Source organism: Streptomyces cyaneochromogenes (assembly GCF_003963535.1).
Lineage (GTDB): Bacteria > Actinomycetota > Actinomycetes > Streptomycetales > Streptomycetaceae > Streptomyces > Streptomyces shaanxiensis.
In genome coordinates this window covers 10,485,038-10,503,691 of the sequence record NZ_CP034539.1, presented here as the reverse complement: position 1 = coordinate 10,503,691, position 18,654 = coordinate 10,485,038, and the positions used below count along the sequence as shown (strand labels likewise).

Genomic DNA, 18,654 nt, shown 5'->3' with positions numbered 1-18,654 from the left:
AATGATAGCAACCACTTGATTCCATTGATGCTATCGATGTTATCGTGATGTGCATATCACTGGAAACGGCGAGAGGAGAGGAGCGCACCATGCCTGAGAAGCTGCGCATCGTAGGCCTCGAGGAGCACGTGGCCCTGCCGGTCCTGCTCGATGCCTGGACGCGGGCTGGGGTGCCGCAGATCCCGCAACTCGGCTACGGCGACGAGCCGATAGCGCAGCGGCTGCGCGACGTCGGCGACCGCCGCCTGGCCGACATGGACGATCAAGGCGTGGACGTCGCCGTGCTGTCGCTGGCCACACCCGGCGTGCAGAATCTGACCGCGGCGGACGCGGTGAGCGTGGCGCGCGAGGCGAACGACGCGCTCGCCGAGGTCGTCGACGCCCACCCCGACCGATTCCAGGCGCTCGCGGCCGTCCCGACGCCGGCACCCGAAGCCGCCGCCGCGGAGTTGGAGCGCGCGGTCACCCGACTCGGCTTCCGCGGCGCAATGCTGTACGGGCGCACCGGTGACCAGCTGGCCGACGCACCGGAGTTCGACGTCCTCTACGCCACCGCCGAACGGCTCCGGGTACCGCTGCACTTCCACCCGCAGACCCCTGTGAGCGCGGTCCAAGAGGCGTACTACTCGGATCTGCCCAACGGAGTCGGCCGCGCGCTCGCGACCGCCGGCCTGGGCTGGTACTACGACCTGGGCGTGCAGTACCTGAGGATGATCTTCTCCGGGGTGTTCGACCGCCACCCCGGACTGCAGGTGATCGCGGGGCACTGGGGCGAGGTCGTCCTATTCTACCTCGACCACATCGGTGTCCTACAAGAGATGGCGAAGCTGGAGCGGCCTCTGGCCGACTACTTCCGCCAGAACTTCTGGGTGGCGGGCAGCGGCACGGTCAGCGAGCGCTACCTGCGGTGGACAGCTGAGGTCGTTGGAACCGAGCGGATGCTGTACTCCACCGACTACCCCTACACCTTCGGAACGCGGCCCGGCGGCTTCCCCTTCCTCGACACCAGCCGCTCAGTCGCCCGGTCGTTCCTGGAGCAAGCACCGTTCACCGAGGAGGAAAAGGCCGCCATCGCCTCCGGCAACTGGGAGCGGCTGACCGGGCACACCGCCATCACGCAGGGCAGCAGCCGATCCGCGGACGACCGCACCGACAGCACTTCGGGCGGTCAGCGATAACACCGGGTGTCCGGCCCGAAGCAGGCCAGCGGGCGGAAGGCCTGCTCCAGCGCGGGCTGGCTGCGGGGCAGGGCAGTGCCCGTGACCCTGAAGGGCTCTTGGGGGTGCCTTGGCTGTCGCGGTGATCGTCCATGCCCGCGGTAGCGCGGATCACACCGAACGGGGTTGGGCGGCGGCGGGCAGGAGTCCGGGTCGTGGTTCACGGACCTCACAGGACCTGACGACATGTCGGCTCGCCGGGACCTGCGCCTGGACTATGGACCCTACGGCTCATCATCGGCAGGGTGGCCAGTCTCACCGATTCCACCATGCAGCTGCTGCACATGTGATAGAGCACCTTCGCGCGCGGAGCGGCGTCGGCGGACATGGCTACCTGCCAGTCCAGTGCCGGTTCTGCAGTGGCTACCGCGCAGGACTTGGTGACTCGGTCTGTCCGTCGGGCGCGTCGACCGGAGTCATGCCGTCCCACTGCCGGAGCCGGTACGGGGGGCGCGGTAGAAGGCGCTGAACGCCGCGTCCTTCGCATGCCGTAAGTCGTGCCGCAGGACCGGCCGATCCGGTGTGGCCGGTGCGACGGCGGGGTGTGCAGTGCTGTCCTCTGGTTCGTGGGTACTCACGCTGCGGCATCCTCCCTTTGCCCCCTATCGCGGGAGATGCTCACCCTCAGCCGGCGGCCGTCACGGTCTTGGTCGTCGAGTTCTACCCGGCTGCCGGCGGCCGCCTTCTCCGCGATACCGAGAAGGTAGTCGTGTCGGCACTGCTCGCGGTGCGCCCGCCAGCGCAGGCGCAGCCAGAGCCCCCACAGCGCGAGAGCCTTGACGGTGATGATCGAGCCGATAGTGATCACGGCCGTGGTCGTGTCCATCCCCTGCCCTCCCAGATACCGGGTGTGCCCGCGGATCGAGTCTTGTGCGGAGGAGAGGCTGAGAGAGCCGTGATCGTGAACTTCAGACTGCGGCAACTTCCGCTGTGCAGCCGACGGCGTAGGCGTGGCGCCGTTTGCGGACCCTCTGCACCACAGCGGGATTCGCGATCACCTGAAGCCCAAGATCACCAACAGAGTCACGGCATTGGCTTTAAGGACTGTCTCCCTGGTCAGCGTTGCGTCCAGATGCGGACGGCTGCGAGTGGGCCCCGCCCCAACTTCCCTGCTGGCCCAGGGCCTTACGCTCGGTCCGGTCCTGGCTCACCCCGGTCATCACGCTCCGACGCTGGTGGCAAGCCTGGACCGACAAGGACCCGCCCGCCCAATTTCCAGGCCCTGTTCGACGCGGTCACCACCAGGCACGGCCTTGATCTCTACCGCCAGGTTTAACGAACTAGCGGTAGTTGCCGAAGGACATCGAATCCGACCGTTTGCCTGAATCGCACCGCCACGTGATCAGGAACCCCGGTGTGTCACCGAGATGTATTGAAAATTCTGATTTTAATCTCCGATGACCGTACGGAGACGGTCTCTCACGGATCGCACCCCACCTCACTCCATCGGAGATGACAGATGCACAAGCTTCGCAAGGCTGCCGCCGTGGTCGTCGCCCTCGGCAGCGTCGGACTCCTGAGCACCGGCACCGCCGCCGCCCAGGGCCTCGACGGGCACGGCGACAAGGGTAAGAAGGGCGGGGACAGCTACAGCGTCCTGCAGAGCTCCAACTGTAAGTCGCACGACCTGAACCTCGACATCCTCGGCCAGGTTGGCATCCTCAATGGGCTGCTGGGCAACGCGCTCAACGGCGAGGGCAACGCCGGTGGGCAGAGCAAGCACATTGGCTCGACCATGGGCTGCAACAACAGCGCCTTCTAGAGCCCCCGCCCGGCGAGTTTCTGTCGGTTCTGGGCTCAGTCCGCGTGAGAATCGGGATGATCGGCCTCTATTCCGTATCTGCGCAGGCCGGGCCCACCGGCACGCCGAATGGTTACTGGCAACGATCTGCTATCACGACGGCCAGCGTTTCGTGATCCATGCCGCAACAGCCAAGGCGCCGATGATGGCAAAGGTCGGCACGATTAGTACAAGTATGTCGATGAATGCCATGCGGGAACGCTAGTCCGACTGCACACCACTACCCAGCCCAAGCGCGCAATCTCTGGGTGTGCGCACCAGGCGAATGCGCACATGACCATCGCCACCCTGACATGCTTTGCCGACGCCATCGGCGTCCCCCTCGCCGACCTCGTTCGGTGAGTGGCGAGCGCTCCCGGGTCTAGCACGCAGGGGGTTACCTGACCGACCGGCATGATCGCAGCACGGCCGCGGGTGCAGTTGCCGCACAGCTCAGACGTGGACGGAGTCAGGACTTTCGACGCGTTGCCGACGCCACGCACATGGTCGGTGTTGACGACGGTCACGCCGAGCGCTTCGAGGTCGGCGCGCGCCTCGTCGACGCGCTGACCGTCGTGCACGTCTACGATGCCCACCTGTACATGGATGCCCCGGCGCAGGGCCTCGATGATGTTCGCACGGTGGCGGCGTGGGAACCCTTTCTGTCGGTCACGCGCTCGTGATCGGCGGCCTGGTCGCTGTAGTACGAGATGGCGAGGCTGACGCGTGGGTGCTCAAACAACGTCCAGTGAGCTTCTTCGATGTGGCCACCGATCGGGTGACGGCCCGTGCAGCGCAACGAGCGAGGCCCCCGGGCTGTTGATCGAGATGTCTGACGTCTCAATCACGTTGCTCGGGGGCCTCGTTGGTCGTCCATCCTGCCGCACTTGACCTGCCGCATGCACTCGTGGAGTGGGTCACCATGTTGATCGTCACCCGTGAGGGCGACCGGCGCTGCAAGCTCCGTCCGTCCCAGCGAGCGATGGTGGCACTGGTGTACCTGCGCGAGCACATCACTCTGGCGAAGATCGCTGCCGGGTTCGGGATCAGCGAGTCCACCGTGCATGCCTACACCAGCGCAGTCGTCGACCTCCTCGCCGCCCGTGCACCGGGTCTGCTGAAGACGCTGCGCGAGCATGATCCCGACTTCGTCCTGCTCGACGGCACTCTCGCCGAGTGCGACCGGGTCGGCGACGGCCGGGCCGACTACTCCCACAAACACCGGCGCCACGGCGTGAACGTGCAGGTCGTCACCGATCCCGGCGGCCGGCTGTTGTGGCTCTCGCCCGCCCTGCCGGGCCGCACCCACGACCTGACCGCTGCCCGCACCCACCGGATCATCCGGATCTGCGAGCGCCAGGGCGTTCCGATCGTGGCCGATCTCGCCTACCAGGGCGCCGGTCCGTGGCTGACTACGGGCATCAAACGCAGGCCCCTGAAGAAACTGACTCCCACCGAGAAGACTCGCAACCGTGCCCTGGCCGCAGCGCGCGCACCCGTCGAACGCGGAGTCGCCCGCCTGAAGTCCTGGCGGATCTTCCGCAGGTCCCGCTGCAGCCCCAACCGCATGACGTCAATCGCCAAGGCCGTCCTCACACTGGAGTTGCAACGCTGAAGAAGCTCAGTGTTCGAGCCGGACCCGGTAGAGATTGCTGTAGACCTGGACGGAGAGCCCGGTGCCAAGGGCGTGCCGGACGAGGTCGGGGAACTCGGGGTACAGGGTCGGCTCGCCGCCGATGAACTGCACCTTCTCTACGCCGATGGCGGCGGCCTCGTCGATGACACGCCGCCAGTCGTCACCGGTCATGGTGCCGTGCCCCTTGGTGGGCCCGGCCTGGGCGTAGCAGTGCGACGAGCATGTGAGCTGGCAGCGCTGGGTGATCTCCAGCTCAAGGAACGTCGGGGGTGCGGGTGTTGCGGGTGCCTCGGGAGCGATAGTTATCGTTGTCCCTCCTTGATATGACGTACGTCAGGCGATGGCTGGTCGCCGGTCCATGAAGTACGCGAACGCCTGCGCCTTGAGGCGGTCGAGACACGGCTCGCACGCGTAGAACGGGGCGTGCTGGCCGTCCCACTGGACCGGTCCGAGGTAGATCACCGGCAGGTCGGCGCGCTCGCAGCCGAGCCAGCAGGCTCCGGTGACCCACTCCCGTTGCACAGTTGCTGTCCTTCCTGAGCGTCGTGCTGGCGGCGGTATGTGCGTGCGGGGACCGCTCCGCCCCGGAGGGGAACCGCCGGTCGGCCCGGGGCGGAGCGGGATCTGTACCGCCCGGCGCCGGGCTCTTGGCCTCCGGCGCCGGGCGGTCGTTCATGCAGGGCCGCCCTGGAATGGCCGGCAGCCGCTCTCGCAGACCCACAGCTTGAAGACGAAAGTGCGGTCGTGGACGCGGTGGTGGAGGTCGCCCCACTGGCGGCCGCTCGCTCCGAGGTACTGGGCGCAGCGTGCGCAGCAGATGGCTATCTGCTGTTTCATGCTGAGCTGGTGGAGCTTCGGCAGTCCCGTCGCGGGCGGCGCGGGCGCTGTCCACTCCCGGGCAGCGCCCAGTGTGGTAGCGACGTCGTCGGTTGCCATCGGCGTTCTCCTCATGGGACCCGTCCCGCCGGAGGCTTCCGTTCCTCCGGCGGGACGGGCGTTCTGGGCGGCGCCTCTCATCGAGCGCGGCGCACCTCGTTGGCGCACTCGGCATGGACGTAGCCCGATCTGAGCGCTCCGCCGGAGGGACTGACCTTCTCGGACGGCACAGCCTCAGCTGCGTCCTTGATCCGCACGTCACAGGCAAGGCACACCCTGATGCCTGCGAGCGTGTCGCAGTGGTCGCACAAGACAACTACGGACCGGGCCAGCCGCTTCACACGCTCGAACTCGCCGAGCAGGCCAGGCCGCGCCGGCAACGCCCGGCGTCGGCGGGCCTCGCCGACACCGGCCCGGGCCGCCACCACGGGCCCGTCGTCCTGGGGGCGGCCGCTGCCGAGCTCGGCGATCTGAGGGATCAGCAGTTGGTCCAGGAAGCCGCGAAGTCGGTCTCAAAGCCCTGGATGACCGCGTAGGTTGATGGCGCGTCCTGGGCGAGGAACCAGGTGGCAGCGGAACACATCGAGCCGCTGCCGACGACCTGGTCCTCGGTCTCGTCGCGTGTGGCCTTCACCGGGCCACCGCCTGTCCAGACTGGCACCGCGGGCACTTGCATGCCGGGTACGAGTCCTGCGCGGGCGGCTTCCATTCCGAGTCCCGCACCTTCTCGGTTCCGCTGTCCGCGGTGATGATGCCTTCTCGCGTCACGGTGTATACGCGGATCGTCATCTTGACCCTTGACCGTGCAGAGGGCCGCAATCTTCGGCATGTCGACGCTCCCTCTCCGGTTTGAGCATTGGCCACCCGCCGGGGCCGTTCGCGCGGTCGCCGGGGTCTGATCTGTCATGCATCGAGGTTCGTCGCTGGCGTGCAACTCGGGGATGACCGGCAGGGGTTACCGAGGCGGTAATACACTCGTTCCTTGTTCGGAGCGGCGCGTTGAAGCGCATACGATCACACCGGGAGTTGGCCCCATGGACGCCACCACCCCCGGCCCGCTCGCCCCCGAGGTCCTCGAACGAGACGACGTGACGCGAGCCCTGGCAGAGCACGACTTCTCCGCGGCCTTCTCACTCATCAAGAAGTGGGGCGGCCTGTCGCAGAACCGCATTGCGGCGGCCTGCCAACTCACTCCCGGTAAGGTCTCCAAGATCATCAGTGGGCAGCAGCAGGTCACCAGCTTCGAAGTGATCTGCCGCATCGCTGACGGGCTGCGCATCCCCGGGCGCATGGTCGGGCTCGCCGACCGGCCCTGGGAGAGACAGCCCAACTCCCCAGATCCGCCAACGCCGCCAGCCACACGGACTTCCGATGACGCCCCCTGGGAACCCGTAGCCACCGTAGGCCTGGCCGCAGACCTGACCAGGAGCGATCTCGTGATGGACCGTCGCGCAGCCACGCGCGCCCTTGCAGGCGCCGCCCTATCCGGGGCAGCCCCGGCAGCCCTGCTCGATCCCCTGGAAGGCTGGCTCGTCGAGCGCGGGTCAGCACCTGAGCGGGAGCGCCCCCGGGGCCGCCTCGGGAAACGGGAAGTCGGGGAACTCGAAACCACGGCCCGTGCCTTCCGTGCTTGGGACCACCAGTTCGGCGGAGGTCTTCGACGAAAGGCTGTGGTCGGGCAGCTCAACGAGGTTGCCGGTCATCTCGAAGAACACCAAGAATCAGACATCGAGCGCGGCCTGTTCCGGGTGATGGCCTATCTCGGCGGCACAGCCGCAACGATGACCTGGGACTCGGGGCTCCAGAGGCGAGCGCAGAAGTACTACATGCTGGCGCTGCGCGCGGCTCATGCCGGAGGCGACGCCGCGTTCGGCGCAAACGTGCTGGCAGGCATGGCCCGACAGATGCTCTACCGGGATCGCCCGCAGGACGCCCTCGAACTCATCCACCTCGCGCACAAGGGCGCCAGGAAGGCCGCCGGGGCAAGAGTGCAGGCCATGCTCCACACCCGGGAGGCCTGGGCGTATGCGGCCGGGCGGGCTGACCGCGGAGCGACGGGGCTTTCGCGAGCACATCCGGATGCAGGCGGCCGAGTTGTTCGCCGTGGGACACGACAATGCCGCCATCGCGAGGCAGTTACGTGTCAGTATGCGTTCGGTACAGCGGTGGCACCAGGCATGCGAGCAGGGTGGAACACCCGCCCTGGAGTCGAAGGGGCCGGCATCCAGGCCCAAGCTGAGTGAGGCCCTGTTCGCGGTGCTCGAGCAGGAGTTGGCCAAGGGGCCGGTGGCGCACGGCTGGCCTGACCACACCTGGACGCTGGCGCGGATCAAGACGCTGATCGGGCGTCGGTTCCACAAGAGCATGACGCTGTCGGCCATCGCGCAAATGCTGCACCGGCACGGCTTCAGCCACCAGGCCGCCTTCGGCGCCGTCGTCGCTCTTGCCGCTGCTGTGGCCGGCGCCCTTGCCGCCTTCCGTCAAGTGCCGTCAGGAGGCTGCCCAGTCGGAGTCACACTTCGTAGTCAGTCTCCGATCAATGCACGCGGCCCGCCCTCGCCAGGCCGTCCACATCGATGACTGTTCACCTCACGGACGTCGCGCGTCGTACAGCCCGTCAATGAGGCCCGCTGCGCCGCCGGGAACGCTCAGGAGCCTTCCCGACTGATCCGCGTTACCGAGCTACTCGACCCCAGCGTCTTCCGCTGAATCGCAGTGACGACGAGTTCGGCCTGCTCCAGCAGGGCGACCATGCGGTCCATACGACTCGTAGGACACCGGCCGGCCATAGCCCTGGGTCGGCTGCAGCCGTTCATCGCCGACATAGTCTCCCAGAGCAGGTAGCCGCCCGGGCGAGCGTGCGCTGGCACTCGGCGAACACCTCCAGCAGCCACTCCTGGGGCGTGTGGTGCGTGGAGTACCAGGCAGGGATGTCGCCGAGCTCGTCGTCTCTCATCTCCAGCGCGGTCATCGAGCCCGCGGTGAACCGCAAGGTCAAATAGGCGTGCCAGGCCAGCTCGATCATCTTCGGCGACAGAGCGACGCCGAAGACGGACACTCCCAACCCGGCCAGGTGCATCGTCACACGGCCGGGGCCACATCCCAGGTCCGCGACCGGCCCCAGACCGGCCATCCGCACGAGCTCGGCGAACCCCGCCAGCATCGCGCATGACAGCGGGCTGGAGGTCAGCGTGGATGATTCGCTTGGTTCTGCCAGTAAGCCAGGTCGGCTTCGGTCGAGCGGGTCAGGGGATGGTCGGGGCCCAGCACGCGGATCCGGTCCTGCAGGAGTTCGGCAAAGCCGGTCACGGCGCCTTGTAGGTCTCCCGCCCTACCCTTCCAGTGCGCCAGGTTGTGTCGAGTCGCGAACGTATGAGGGCTGTCGGGTCCGAGGACGCGTATCCGGTCCGGTACGAGCTCGGTGAAAGCAGCCACGGCCCCGTCCAGCTCTCCCGCCTCCGCCAGCCAGTAGGCGTGATTGTGCCGGATTGCAAGGGTTTGAGGGTCGTGGTGTCCCAGCGCGCGCGTCAGATCCCGCGCCAGTTCCGCGAAACTGGTCACGGCTTTGGCGGGATCTCCCATCCGGCCTTGCCAGTACGCCAGGTTGTGCCGGGCGGCGCGGGTGTGGGAATGGCCGGGTCCCAGGATGCGCAGTAGGTCCGGCAGCAGTGCGGCGAAACCCTCGGCGGCAGCCGCGGGGTCTCCTGCCTCTCCGTGCCACCGGTGCTGGTTGAGGCGGGTCATGAGGGTGTCCGGGTGGTCGCGTCCGAGGATTCGAATGCGGTCGGGCACCAGTTCGGCGAAGCCTTGCGCGGCACCCGCCGGATCCCCGGCTTCCCCCCGCCACCGGGCCAAGTGGTGCCGGGCGTCGAGGGTGTCGGGGTGGTCGGGACCGAAGCGGCGCGTCGTGGTGGCCGCGAGGTGGTCGAAGTAGGCGCGCGCAGCGGTGGCTTGGCCGGATTCTCCGATGCTGCGGCCGTTGCGGTACAGCACTTCGTGTGCGTCGGGGTGATACAGGGCTTCGCCAGCGCAGGCGGCGAGGGCAGCGGTGTTGGTACGCAGAGCCTGCGCGAGGGCGGTGTCCCGCTCCATGTCGGGCCAGGCGGCTGCCAGAGCATCGGCCGCGCTCTGGGAGGTCTGCCAGTGCTGATCGGGGGTGAGGGCGTCACTGGTGGCGCGCTGGACGAGCTGATGGACACGCACGGCTTGGTACGGGGTGGCCGGGACGTAGTCGATGAGGCTGAGTCGGTGCAACACCGTCAGGGCGAGCTCGGCTTCGTCTGCCTGAACCGGGGAGGGCTCTTCGGGTGCCTGTGTGCCGGGAGTGCGGTGTCGGGTGAGGTAGTCCAGGGCGGGCTGGTTGGTTAGCACCGTGTGCGGGATGCCGTCCGGGGCGAGGAGGGCGCTGAGCTGGAGGACGGGACGGGCCAAGCCAGCGGGGCGGAGGGCGTCGGCGCGGTCGATGGACAGCGACCATGCTGCGGACAGCGGCTCGGGCTGGTCGTCGGGCAATGCGTCCAGCTCCGGGACAGCCTTGGCCAGGGTGCGGGTGCGGTCGGCCAGGAGGGCGCGGTAGGCGGTGACACTCCTGCGGGTGTCGTTGATGTAGGTGGCGGCCTGGGACAGAGCGAGCGGCAGGTGTCCAAGGTCTGAGGCGAGTGCGGCCAGTTCGCCAGCGGACTGGCGGGCGTCAGGTGTGGTGAGGGCGGTGGTGAGGTAGGCGATGGCTTCGGCTTCGTCGAACAGGCCGACGGGGATGGTGTGGCGGTCGTCCGTGCCGAGGGCGTCGTCGCGGCAGCGTGTGGTGATCAGGGTGTGGCCGGTGGGGCTGGGCGGTGGCCGCAGGCCGCGTAGGTCGGCCGGGGTGGTGAGGTCGTCGAGGACGATCAGCCATCGGCAGGGCGGGGCTGCGGCTTTGGGGGTGAGCCAGGCCAGGAACCGTTGGGCGGCCTCTTCAAGGTCGTGGCGGTCGGCCCGGCACAGTTCGACGGCGGCCTGGGCGTAGGCCGAGATCAGCGCGTCGCGGGTGCCAGCGTTGGCCCACACCAGCACGTCCAGGCCGCCGGTGTCGCTGGTGTTGTTCCAGGCGGTGCGGGCGTAGTCGGCGGCGAGCTGGGTCTTGCCGACGCCGCCCATTCCGGTCAGCACCTGGCACAGCGCTGCCTGGCCCCCGCCGCGGTCGATCGCGGCCCTGAGGCGGTCCGCTTCGGCGCGCGGCCGGAATGATCGGGCGGGTGGCGGGATGACACCGATCTGATGCGGCCAGGGCGCTGGCTCCTGCGGGCCGCGCTGCTGCACCGTGACCGTGCCGATCTCCAGATAGCCGGTGTTGGCGATCCCGCCGCTGCTGGCGCTCGCATCCCCCGTATCGCGCACCTCCACGGCCCGCTCAGCACCCATGTGCCCGCGCCTGCGCCAGAACATCCCACCTCACCCGCGGTGTTGGTCAGTTCTCGCTGTAGTCGATGCCGGAACTGGCCTTGCTGCCAGGTCCATTGGCGGTGGAGTTCCCGGTCTTCTTCACCTTGGCCGTCCACCGTCCGCGACCGCCAGGCCGCTTGATGCCGGTGGAGGCCGTCCCGCTGTCCCCCGCTCGCGCCGCACCGGTGTCGACGGCCTCGTCGCGCGGGCGTTCGGCCGGATGCTGGAACAGCGCCCACACGAACGCCGAGATCCCGGCCGCCGCCTGCACCGCGGCCCCGACCAACTGCCCGGCGTCGGGACCGTTGGTCAGCCACACCAGTGGCGTCGACACGACGGCAGCCAACGCCACCAAGATGATCGTGATCTTCCACCCCTGCGTCATCACAGCGCTCCCCTCCGTGCTGACGAACCGGTTCGGCCACTGTCTCGTATCCGCTCCGCGCATGCCCCCGAATCCGAGAAAGACGCCCGGGCAGGCAGACGAGGTACCTGTTCGAGACTCGTTGTCGACGACCTGCTCGCCGACAAGGTCTGAGCACATCTTTGGCGCGAAGAGGTGACTGACACGCCAGTAGTCGTGATGGCCAGGTCGAGAAGGCAGGCATGACCTGAAGGAGGGACATGCCGCGGCGGTGGAAGATCACGCACATCGTCCTCGGAGTCGTCGCGGCCCTACGCGGCGAGCGGTATCCGCTGCAGCGGACTGCCCTCACATATGAGCGGACGCGGCCGAGGAGGTTCCGTGCAGTGGCATAGCAAGCGATACCAGCAGAGGCGTGAGAACGCCGACGAGGCGATGGCAGTTATCGGCAGCGGCAATGCGTATGCCTCTCACGAAGGTGTGGCCGTCAGCGGAATCATGCACGCCGACGAGTTCACCGTCGTGCAGCACCGCCTACCGCGACAGCCTGCGGACTGGCCGCACCAGGTGGGTGTCGTCCCCTCTGGTGCGCAGGCCTTTCAGGACCGTTGGGAAGGGCACGAGCTGCGCACGGCGCTTGCACGGCGGCGTCGTCATCCTTACAGGTATGGGCGGAGCCTCTAAGAGGGCAACTGATCTGGTTTGCAGGTGTTTTGGGGTGTTCGCAGTGACTGTGGCGACGGTGGGTCGTTGCGTGACTCGTGAGTTCTCGACGCCCTTATCGCAGTGACGTCTCGGATGCCCGCTGGACGTTGATCGAGCCCGTGTTCGTGGCATGGCGGGCCGCTCGCACCGGTCCGGGAACCGCGGCACGGGTGCATGATCTGCGGGAGATCGTGAACGCCATCCTCTACGTCAACCGCACGGGTATCCCCTGGGAGTACCTGCCGCACGACTTCCCTCCGTACAAGACCGTCTACGACTACTACGCGAAGTGGGAAGTGGACGGCACTACGCAGCGGGTGCACGATCTGCTGCGCGACAAGGCCCGCCGTGCGCAGGGCCGGCCTGCAGCCCCGTCGGCTGCCGTGATCGATGCGCAGAGCGTGAAAACCTCCGCGAACGTCGCTGAGGCCAGTCAGGGCATCGACGCCGGCAAGAAAATCAAAGGGCGTAAGCGTCACGTGGCCACGGACACGCTCGGCCTGGTCCTGGCCGTCATCGTCACGGCCGCCTCGGTTCACGACTCCACCGGCGGAAAACACCTGCTCGACGAGCTCGCCGCCTCGCATCCCAGCGTGACGAAGGTCTGGGCCGACGGCGGATACCAGAACAGCGTCTTCCAGTACGGAGCCGCAAGGGGAATCGACGTCGAGGTCGTGAAACGGCCCACCACGAAAGGATTCCAACCCCAGGCGAAACGCTGGGTGATCGAGCGGACGTTCGGCTGGCTGATGCAGCACCGGCGCCTCGTCAGGGACTACGAAGCACTGCCCCAGCGATCCCGCACAATGGTCCACTGGGCCATGGCTAACAAAACTAGCCGCGAGCTCACCGGAGAATCCACACCAACCTGGCGAATCGAAACCGGCGAACCGGGCAGAGCGACCTGAACATTGATCAGATGCCCTCTAAGCGTGGTGCTTAACGTTCCTGGGGCGGTTGACTGCGCCCCGCTGCCACGCAGCGTCGCCGCGGTGGGCGAAGCTCAAGCCGTTGATCGAGGAGGTCCATGCCGAGTCGGGCGGCACCTATGGTGCTCGCCGGATCACCCACGCGCTCAAGCGTAAGGGGATCGTCGTGGCCCGCTGCACGGTCGAGCGGCTGATGGCCGAGCTGGGTCTAGAAGGCATTACCAGAGGTCAGCGGAGTCGCACCACTGTCCCCTAGCCGTCGGCGCCCGCCCGCCGAACCTGGTCGGCTGGCCCCCAGGTCACAGAAATCGGACCAGAGCCCGAGCGACAGCACTGGTAGTCGAGTTCGGGAGGCGTCTGGGCGGTTGCGAAATTCGAACACATCACGAGATCCGACAGCGCCTTGCGCGTTGCGAGTGCCCGGGCAGTTCAGCGGGGCAGCCCGACGGCGCGGGAGATGACGGTGTCGAAGGTCCGGTCGGACACGACGCGGCGCAGCGCGATGAGGGGGCGGGCGCCGAAGCCGGTGGCGTAGCGGGTCCTGGGGCGGCGGGTGGTGACGGCCTTGCCGATCGCGTCGGCGATGACCTGGGGCGGGGAGTTGCGCTTGGCGTTGGCCTCGGAGCGCAGAGAGGAGGCGACGGCGTCGGCCTGCTTGCCGTAGGCGCCGTCGGCGGAGGACTTTTCCAGCTGGTCGGCGGCGATGGCACCCCATTCGGTGGCGATGCCGCCGGGCTCGATGACGACGACGTCGATGCCGAAGGGCTTGGCCTCCAGGCGCAGGCAGTCGCTGAGGGCTTCGAGGGCGAACTTGGTGCCGTGGTACCAGCCGCCGAGCGGGGTGTAGATCTTGCCGCCCATCGAGGTGATGTTCACGATCGTGCCCGTGTGCTGGGCGCGCATGTGCGGCAGAGCGAGCTGCGCCAGGCGCATGGCGCCGAAGACGTTGACCTCGAACTGGCGGCGGGCCTCCTCCATCGGGACGTCCTCGATGGCGCCGTAGGAGCCGTAGCCGGCGTTGTTGACCAGCACGTCGATGCGGCCGGTCTCGGCGACAATGCGGTCGATGCCGGCTCGCATGGAGTCGTCGTCGGTGACGTCCATGGCCAGCGGGCGGATGCCGCGGTCGGCCAGCTTCTGCAGGCGGTCGGTGCGGCGAGCGGCGCCGTAGACGGTGTATCCCAGGGACTGGAGCTTGAGGGCGGTGGCCTCACCGATGCCGGAGGAGGCGCCGGTGACGAGAGCGGTCTTGGCGGTCATGGGGACTTCCTGTCGGAGTAAGATGAACTTCGGTTCACTATCCATCATGAACCCTGGTTCACGTTAAAGCAAGCCGAGACGCCCACCGCAGGAGAGCCCATGGCCCAGACCCGAGCACCGCGCGCCGACGCAGTCCGCAACCGGAAGAAGATCCTGACGGCCGCCGGCGAGCAGATCACCGAGCACGGCCCCGAGGTCGGCATGGACGAGATCGCCGCCGCGGCGGGCGTGGCCGTGGGCACCCTCTACCGGCACTTCCCCACCAAGACCGACCTGGTCGCGGCCGTTGTCGCCGCATATGTGGCCCGCGTCGCCGACGACGCCGAGACCGCTCTCGGCCGTGTCGAGGCCGGCGCCCGCGCGCTGGACGAGCTGGCCGCCTTCCTCGGCCGCGTCGTCGAGGCGTCCGTGACCGACCGCGCAGTCAAGGCCGCCGCCCAGACCCTGGGCGCGGAGCCGGGTGACCGCGCTGATGAGGATCGCGCCAGTGCCGCTGTCGCCGCCATCATCCGGGCCGGCCAGGCTGACGGTGACATCCACGATGACGTCACCGTCAGCGACATCTATCTGCTCTTCTCCACCGCGCCCACCGACCAGCCACCGGCGGCCCGCACCCGCTGGCTCGCCCTTGTCATGCCCGGCTTGACCACCCGCGCCCGGGAAGCAGGGAACTGACGCAAGGGGCCTCGGGCAACGGACTGCACGGTGCGGTCGGATCTCGTGAAGGCTCCCGGAATATCGGAACCTGATGCGGCTCTGAGTCTGTAGGGGCTCTAGTGGCTCGTCTCGCAGCGTTGGCCGGGTAATCGATGTGCCGCCCGGCGGTCAGCGGACTGTCTCCAGGACCTGCTTGGCGTTGGTCGTGGGACGTCGCCCGCTTGATCGAGGCTGTCGTCGGGTGGCCGCCCTGCTCATCCGAGTTCAAAGGAGTGTTGCAACGCGGACCAGGTCAGCAACTGCACGAAGGCGGCTGTGCGGCGGCCAGGCGATCACCGTTGTCACAGGCGGAGCGTCCAGGACCGGCACCGCGGCGAGGTCCCGGCGCAGGTCGGTGCCGGCGGACTCGGGAATGACCACGGTGGTACGGCCGAGCGCGATCAGCTGGAAGAGCTGTGTCAGGTTCCGTATCTCCGCGCCCGGTCCTTCCGGGTAGCTGCCGCCGGGACCGGGCCAGCGGGCCATCGGGAGCTCCGGCAGTGTGGTGACGTCGGCCATCCGGATCTGGGAGCGGATGGCGAGCGGGTGTGAGGCCGGCAGGATCGCGACCTGTCCCTCGGTGTACAGGGTTTCGGTGTCGAGCCCGGCTGCTGAGTCGAAGGGCAGGTGCAGCAGAGCCACGTCGGCTTGTCCCTCCTGCAGCAGCTGCCGGTGCTGGTGCGCCTCGCAGATCAGCAGATCGACGGTGGCTGCGCCGGGTTCCGCGGCGTAGGCGTCGAGCAGTTTCGTCAGCAGCTCGCCACCGGTGCCGGATTTGACGGCGAGGACGAGGCTGGGGTGTGCCGTGGAAGCCCGTTGGGTACGCCGCTCAGCCGCGGTCACTGCACTGAGGATCTCGCGTCCTTCGGCCAGCAGCACGGTTCCGGCCTCGGTGAGCGTGACCTTGCGGCTGTTGCGTTCCAGCAGTGCGGTTCCGAGCCGCCGCTCGAGCTGGGTGATCGCGCGGGACAGTGGCGGCTGGGCTATCCCAAGGCGCTGGGCAGCCTTGCCGAAGTGCAACTCCTCGGCGACGGCGACGAAGTACCGCAGCTCGCGTATTTCCATGAGTACAGGCTAGGACGGCAGACGGCTGAGATCGATACCGCCCGGGTATCGCTGCAGTACCGAGGTGGTGTTGGCGTCCGGCTGCAGCGCAGGCATGCTCGTTTTCATGAGCGAGAAGACGACCGCGCTGATCACTGGCGCGAACAAGGGAATCGGGTATGAGATCGCGGCCGGGCTGGGTGCGCGGGGCTGGAGTGTCGGTGTCGGCGCCCGGGACGAGCAGCGCCGGAAGGACGCTGTGGCGAAGCTGCGTGCGGCTGGTGTTGACGCGTTCGGCGTGCCCTTGGACGTGACCGACGACGGGAGCGTGGCCGCCGCAGTCCAACTGATCGAGGAGCGGGCAGGACGGCTGGACGTACTGGTCAACAACGCCGGCGTTGCCGGCGGCTGGCCGGAGGAACCGACGACCATCGACCTGGAGACCGTGCGGCGACTGCTGGAGACCAACGTCCTCGGCGTCATCAGGGTCACCAACGCGATGCTTCCCCTGCTGCTGCGCTCGGCGCACCCGCGGATCGTCAACCAGTCCAGCCACGTCGGCTCCCTGACACTGCAGACCACGCCCGGCGTGGACCTCGGGGGGATCAGCGGGGCCTACGCGCCGACGAAGACCTACCTCAACGCCGTCACCATCCAGTACGCCAAGGAGTTGAGCGGCACCAAGATACTGATCAACAACGCCTGCCCCGGTTACGTGGCCACCGACCTCAACGGATTCAGCGGCACACAGACCCCCGAGCAGGGCGCGGCGATCGCCATCCGGCTGGCGACCCTGCCGGACGACGGCCCGACCGGCCAACTGTTCGACGACAGCGGCGTCGTACCCTGGTGACCTGACCTTGGATGCGTTCCTCGTCGATCTGGCCGTGGCCGCCCGTCCGCCACGTGTATCCAGCAAAGAGCGCTGTCGCTGGGCATGGTCACGCAGCATTGGCCGGGTCATCGGTCCACCGGCGGATCGGTGACTCGGGCGCGAAACGGGTCTTCGGTTCGGCGTGGGCGTTGCGCCAGCGGATGTAGGCGGCGATGGCGGCGTTCTGTTCAGCGTGGGTGCGGTGGTCGGTGCCGTTGAGGGCGAAGTAGCGCAGGGCGGCGAACTCGGACTCGATCCAGTTCAGCCAGGAGCCGTAGGTCGGCAGGAAGACCAGTTCGACGTCGTGGTCGGCGGCCCAGGTGCGGACTTCGGCGTGCTTGTGCGGGGAGAAGTTGTCCAGCACCACGTATAGCTTCTGCTCGGGCCAGCGTTGCCGCAGGGTCTTGAGCAGGCCGAGAAACTCGCGCCACCGTTTGCGTGTGCGGATCCGGTAGGAGATCTTGCCGGTGACCAGGTCGAGGGCGGCGAGCATGTGCATCACGCCGCCGTAGCGGTTGTAGGTGGCCCGCAGCCGACGGGGTCTGCCGGCCGGACGCCAGGCCTTGCCCTTGCGTGGCATCAGGTTGAGCGGGCCGAACTCATCGACGCAGATCACCCGCCCGTCGGCCGGCGGGGCGTCGTATAACGCCAGGATCCGGTGCATCTTGGCGATGAAGTCCGGGTCGGTGGAGGCCTTCCAGGTGGTCGTGGTCTGCCAGCAGACCTTGCCCTCGCGCAGGATGCGCCGCAGCGTCTCCCGGCTGATCCGGGGGACCACGTGCCGGTCGATGAGATGCTCGGCGAGCTTGGACAGGCTCCACGTGGCAAAGCCGGTGACGCCCCAGTCGGCGGGGGACGTCCGGGCGATCAGACGGATGTGCTCACGCACCCGCTCACTGATCACCGGTCGGCGTCCCCCGCTCCATTTTGGGTCCAGAGCATCGAACCCCCGCTCGTTGAAGGCGTGGATCACGTCGCGGACGTAGTCCTCGCCGACCTGCATCAGCGAAGTGATGTCCTTGACCGTCTGGCCCTGGGCCGACATCAGCACCACGATCGCCCGCCGCAGCCGTATCGGATCCTTCGACGACCGGCTGATCCGCTGCAGCCTGCGGCCCTCCTCCATGCTGACCGCCCGGACGAACACACTCGGCCGACGCCCCACGCCCACCTCCAAGATCAGGACCTGGAGACACTCTGCCGACCGCCGGACAACACGTCGATTACCCGGCCAACGCTGCGAGACGAGCCACCAGCTCTGTGAGCTCTGCCCCGATTTAGGTGGTTGTCCGGCGAAAGCCCCACGCGGCAACGGAGTTCCCCATAGACAGGAGATCGACCAAGATCCTTCTGTCGCACGAGGAACTCCGTTGGATGCTCTGTGTCGCACCCTGCCCGCAACAACCACCATTTCCTGGCCGGAGACCAGTCATCCTCTGCGCGACCCGTCCCCGCTGAGCTGCGCTTCGGCGAACACGTACGTATTTCGCCCTGGCGCTGTACCTGTTCAGCAGCGCGGACAGTGCCGGACCTCCGGGTTACCGGGCCGTACTGCGAATGCTTACGGAGCAGTTGCGGCACCTGCCAGGCTGAGGGATGCAGAAGCTTCCCACCAGCGCGGCGCTGACCCGGGCCCGACAACGCCTTGGGTCCAAGGCGCTGCAGTTGCTGTTCGAGGGGCAGTGCGGCCACCTGGCCAGGGACGCCGACCGGGGCGCCTTCGCCTTCGGTCTGCGGCTGACAGCCTGGGACGGAACCGTCCTGGACGTCCCCAACTCGCCAGGGAACAGCGCTGAGTTGTCGACGATTGTCGATGTAACGACAAAACTGAACCCCTCCCTATAGGCTCGGA

Annotated in this window: 20 protein-coding genes and 3 pseudogenes; 12 read left to right on the top strand and 11 right to left on the bottom strand. The window is 67.8% G+C overall.

Translation table 11 applies throughout. The features are described 5' to 3' along the window. Window positions 1-89: 89 nt before the first annotated feature. Window positions 90-1,178, top strand: coding sequence for an amidohydrolase family protein (locus EJ357_RS47180; protein ID WP_126398927.1), 1,089 nt, complete (start codon window positions 90-92; stop codon window positions 1,176-1,178). Between the two features lie 613 nt (window positions 1,179-1,791). Here EJ357_RS47180 and EJ357_RS47175 read toward each other — a convergent pair. Then, window positions 1,792-2,043, bottom strand: coding sequence for a hypothetical protein (locus tag EJ357_RS47175; protein WP_126398925.1), 252 nt, complete (start codon window positions 2,041-2,043; stop codon window positions 1,792-1,794). Window positions 2,044-2,308: 265 nt separating this feature from the next. Here EJ357_RS47175 and EJ357_RS51055 point away from each other — a divergent pair. The 4 genes and pseudogenes from EJ357_RS51055 to EJ357_RS47160 form a co-directional block, all read left to right on the top strand. Beyond that, window positions 2,309-2,474 (top strand): annotated as a pseudogene (locus EJ357_RS51055) (IS701 family transposase); the annotation flags it as partial. A gap of 202 nt (window positions 2,475-2,676) precedes the next feature. After that, window positions 2,677-2,979 (top strand): hypothetical protein, encoded by a 303-nt coding sequence (locus EJ357_RS47170; RefSeq protein WP_126398923.1) that lies wholly within the window; start codon window positions 2,677-2,679, stop codon window positions 2,977-2,979. A gap of 521 nt (window positions 2,980-3,500) precedes the next feature. Then, a complete protein-coding gene (locus EJ357_RS50660) occupies window positions 3,501-3,680 on the top strand; it encodes a hypothetical protein (protein WP_175647792.1) in 180 nt (59 codons plus the stop codon). A 182-nt stretch (window positions 3,681-3,862) separates the two neighbouring features. Beyond that, window positions 3,863-4,612: a transposase family protein gene (locus tag EJ357_RS47160; protein WP_126387557.1), complete on the top strand. Its 750-nt coding sequence runs from the start codon at window positions 3,863-3,865 to the stop codon at window positions 4,610-4,612. 6 nt (window positions 4,613-4,618) lie between these two features. Here EJ357_RS47160 and EJ357_RS47155 read toward each other — a convergent pair whose 3' ends face one another. The 4 genes from EJ357_RS47155 to EJ357_RS50940 form a co-directional block, all read right to left on the bottom strand. Further along, entirely contained in the window at window positions 4,619-4,879 is a 261-nt protein-coding gene (locus EJ357_RS47155) for a radical SAM protein (protein WP_407698543.1), read from the bottom strand. 87 nt (window positions 4,880-4,966) lie between these two features. After that, complete coding sequence (locus tag EJ357_RS47150) at window positions 4,967-5,155, bottom strand: hypothetical protein (protein ID WP_126398921.1); 189 nt, start codon at window positions 5,153-5,155, stop codon at window positions 4,967-4,969. A 150-nt stretch (window positions 5,156-5,305) separates the two neighbouring features. Then, window positions 5,306-5,569 (bottom strand): hypothetical protein, encoded by a 264-nt coding sequence (locus EJ357_RS47145; RefSeq protein ID WP_126398919.1) that lies wholly within the window; start codon window positions 5,567-5,569, stop codon window positions 5,306-5,308. A gap of 77 nt (window positions 5,570-5,646) precedes the next feature. Then, on the bottom strand, window positions 5,647-5,979 hold the full coding sequence (locus EJ357_RS50940; protein WP_407698542.1) for a DUF6415 family natural product biosynthesis protein: 333 nt from the start codon (window positions 5,977-5,979) through the stop codon (window positions 5,647-5,649). 435 nt (window positions 5,980-6,414) lie between these two features. Here EJ357_RS50940 and EJ357_RS51050 point away from each other — a divergent pair. After that, window positions 6,415-6,738 (top strand): annotated as a pseudogene (locus EJ357_RS51050) (hypothetical protein); the annotation flags it as partial. A 796-nt stretch (window positions 6,739-7,534) separates the two neighbouring features. Further along, window positions 7,535-7,927: pseudogene (locus EJ357_RS51045) on the top strand (winged helix-turn-helix domain-containing protein); the annotation flags it as partial. Window positions 7,928-8,321: 394 nt separating this feature from the next. Here EJ357_RS51045 and EJ357_RS47130 read toward each other — a convergent pair. Genes EJ357_RS47130 through EJ357_RS47120 form a run of 3 tightly spaced genes read right to left on the bottom strand, consistent with a single transcriptional unit; the run spans window position 8,322 to window position 11,315 of the window. Next, window positions 8,322-8,672: a class I SAM-dependent methyltransferase gene (locus EJ357_RS47130; RefSeq protein ID WP_323377749.1), complete on the bottom strand. Its 351-nt coding sequence runs from the start codon at window positions 8,670-8,672 to the stop codon at window positions 8,322-8,324. Window positions 8,673-8,695: 23 nt separating this feature from the next. Then, complete coding sequence (gene fxsT / locus EJ357_RS47125; protein WP_228472854.1) at window positions 8,696-10,909, bottom strand: FxSxx-COOH system tetratricopeptide repeat protein; 2,214 nt, start codon at window positions 10,907-10,909, stop codon at window positions 8,696-8,698. Window positions 10,910-10,955: 46 nt separating this feature from the next. After that, on the bottom strand, window positions 10,956-11,315 hold the full coding sequence (locus EJ357_RS47120) for a hypothetical protein (RefSeq protein ID WP_175647790.1): 360 nt from the start codon (window positions 11,313-11,315) through the stop codon (window positions 10,956-10,958). Between the two features lie 740 nt (window positions 11,316-12,055). Here EJ357_RS47120 and EJ357_RS47115 point away from each other — a divergent pair. Both EJ357_RS47115 and EJ357_RS50405 read left to right on the top strand, forming a co-directional pair. Beyond that, window positions 12,056-12,907 (top strand): IS5 family transposase, encoded by an 852-nt coding sequence (locus tag EJ357_RS47115; RefSeq protein WP_126398546.1) that lies wholly within the window; start codon window positions 12,056-12,058, stop codon window positions 12,905-12,907. 103 nt (window positions 12,908-13,010) lie between these two features. Beyond that, entirely contained in the window at window positions 13,011-13,184 is a 174-nt protein-coding gene (locus EJ357_RS50405; protein WP_175647789.1) for an IS3 family transposase, read from the top strand. A 173-nt stretch (window positions 13,185-13,357) separates the two neighbouring features. Here EJ357_RS50405 and EJ357_RS47105 read toward each other — a convergent pair whose 3' ends face one another. Continuing rightward, on the bottom strand, window positions 13,358-14,188 hold the full coding sequence (locus tag EJ357_RS47105; RefSeq protein WP_126398909.1) for an oxidoreductase: 831 nt from the start codon (window positions 14,186-14,188) through the stop codon (window positions 13,358-13,360). A 99-nt stretch (window positions 14,189-14,287) separates the two neighbouring features. On the opposite strand from EJ357_RS47105, the gene EJ357_RS47100 reads away from it, so the two are divergent. After that, a complete protein-coding gene (locus EJ357_RS47100; RefSeq protein ID WP_126398907.1) occupies window positions 14,288-14,863 on the top strand; it encodes a TetR/AcrR family transcriptional regulator in 576 nt (191 codons plus the stop codon). A gap of 246 nt (window positions 14,864-15,109) precedes the next feature. Here the strand turns inward: EJ357_RS47100 and EJ357_RS47095 are convergent, their stop codons facing one another. Next, complete coding sequence (locus EJ357_RS47095; protein ID WP_126398905.1) at window positions 15,110-15,949, bottom strand: LysR family transcriptional regulator; 840 nt, start codon at window positions 15,947-15,949, stop codon at window positions 15,110-15,112. A gap of 94 nt (window positions 15,950-16,043) precedes the next feature. Between EJ357_RS47095 and EJ357_RS47090 the strand changes: the two genes are divergently transcribed. Continuing rightward, entirely contained in the window at window positions 16,044-16,781 is a 738-nt protein-coding gene (locus EJ357_RS47090) for an SDR family oxidoreductase (protein WP_126398903.1), read from the top strand. A gap of 88 nt (window positions 16,782-16,869) precedes the next feature. Here EJ357_RS47090 and EJ357_RS47085 read toward each other — a convergent pair whose 3' ends face one another. Next, window positions 16,870-17,973 carry an IS630 family transposase gene (locus tag EJ357_RS47085; RefSeq protein ID WP_228473250.1) on the bottom strand — a complete coding sequence of 368 codons (1,104 nt, stop codon included), beginning with the start codon at window positions 17,971-17,973 and terminating at the stop codon, window positions 16,870-16,872. Between the two features lie 425 nt (window positions 17,974-18,398). Between EJ357_RS47085 and EJ357_RS47080 the strand changes: the two genes are divergently transcribed. Beyond that, a complete protein-coding gene (locus EJ357_RS47080; RefSeq protein ID WP_126398901.1) occupies window positions 18,399-18,647 on the top strand; it encodes a transposase domain-containing protein in 249 nt (82 codons plus the stop codon). Window positions 18,648-18,654: the final 7 nt, after the last annotated feature.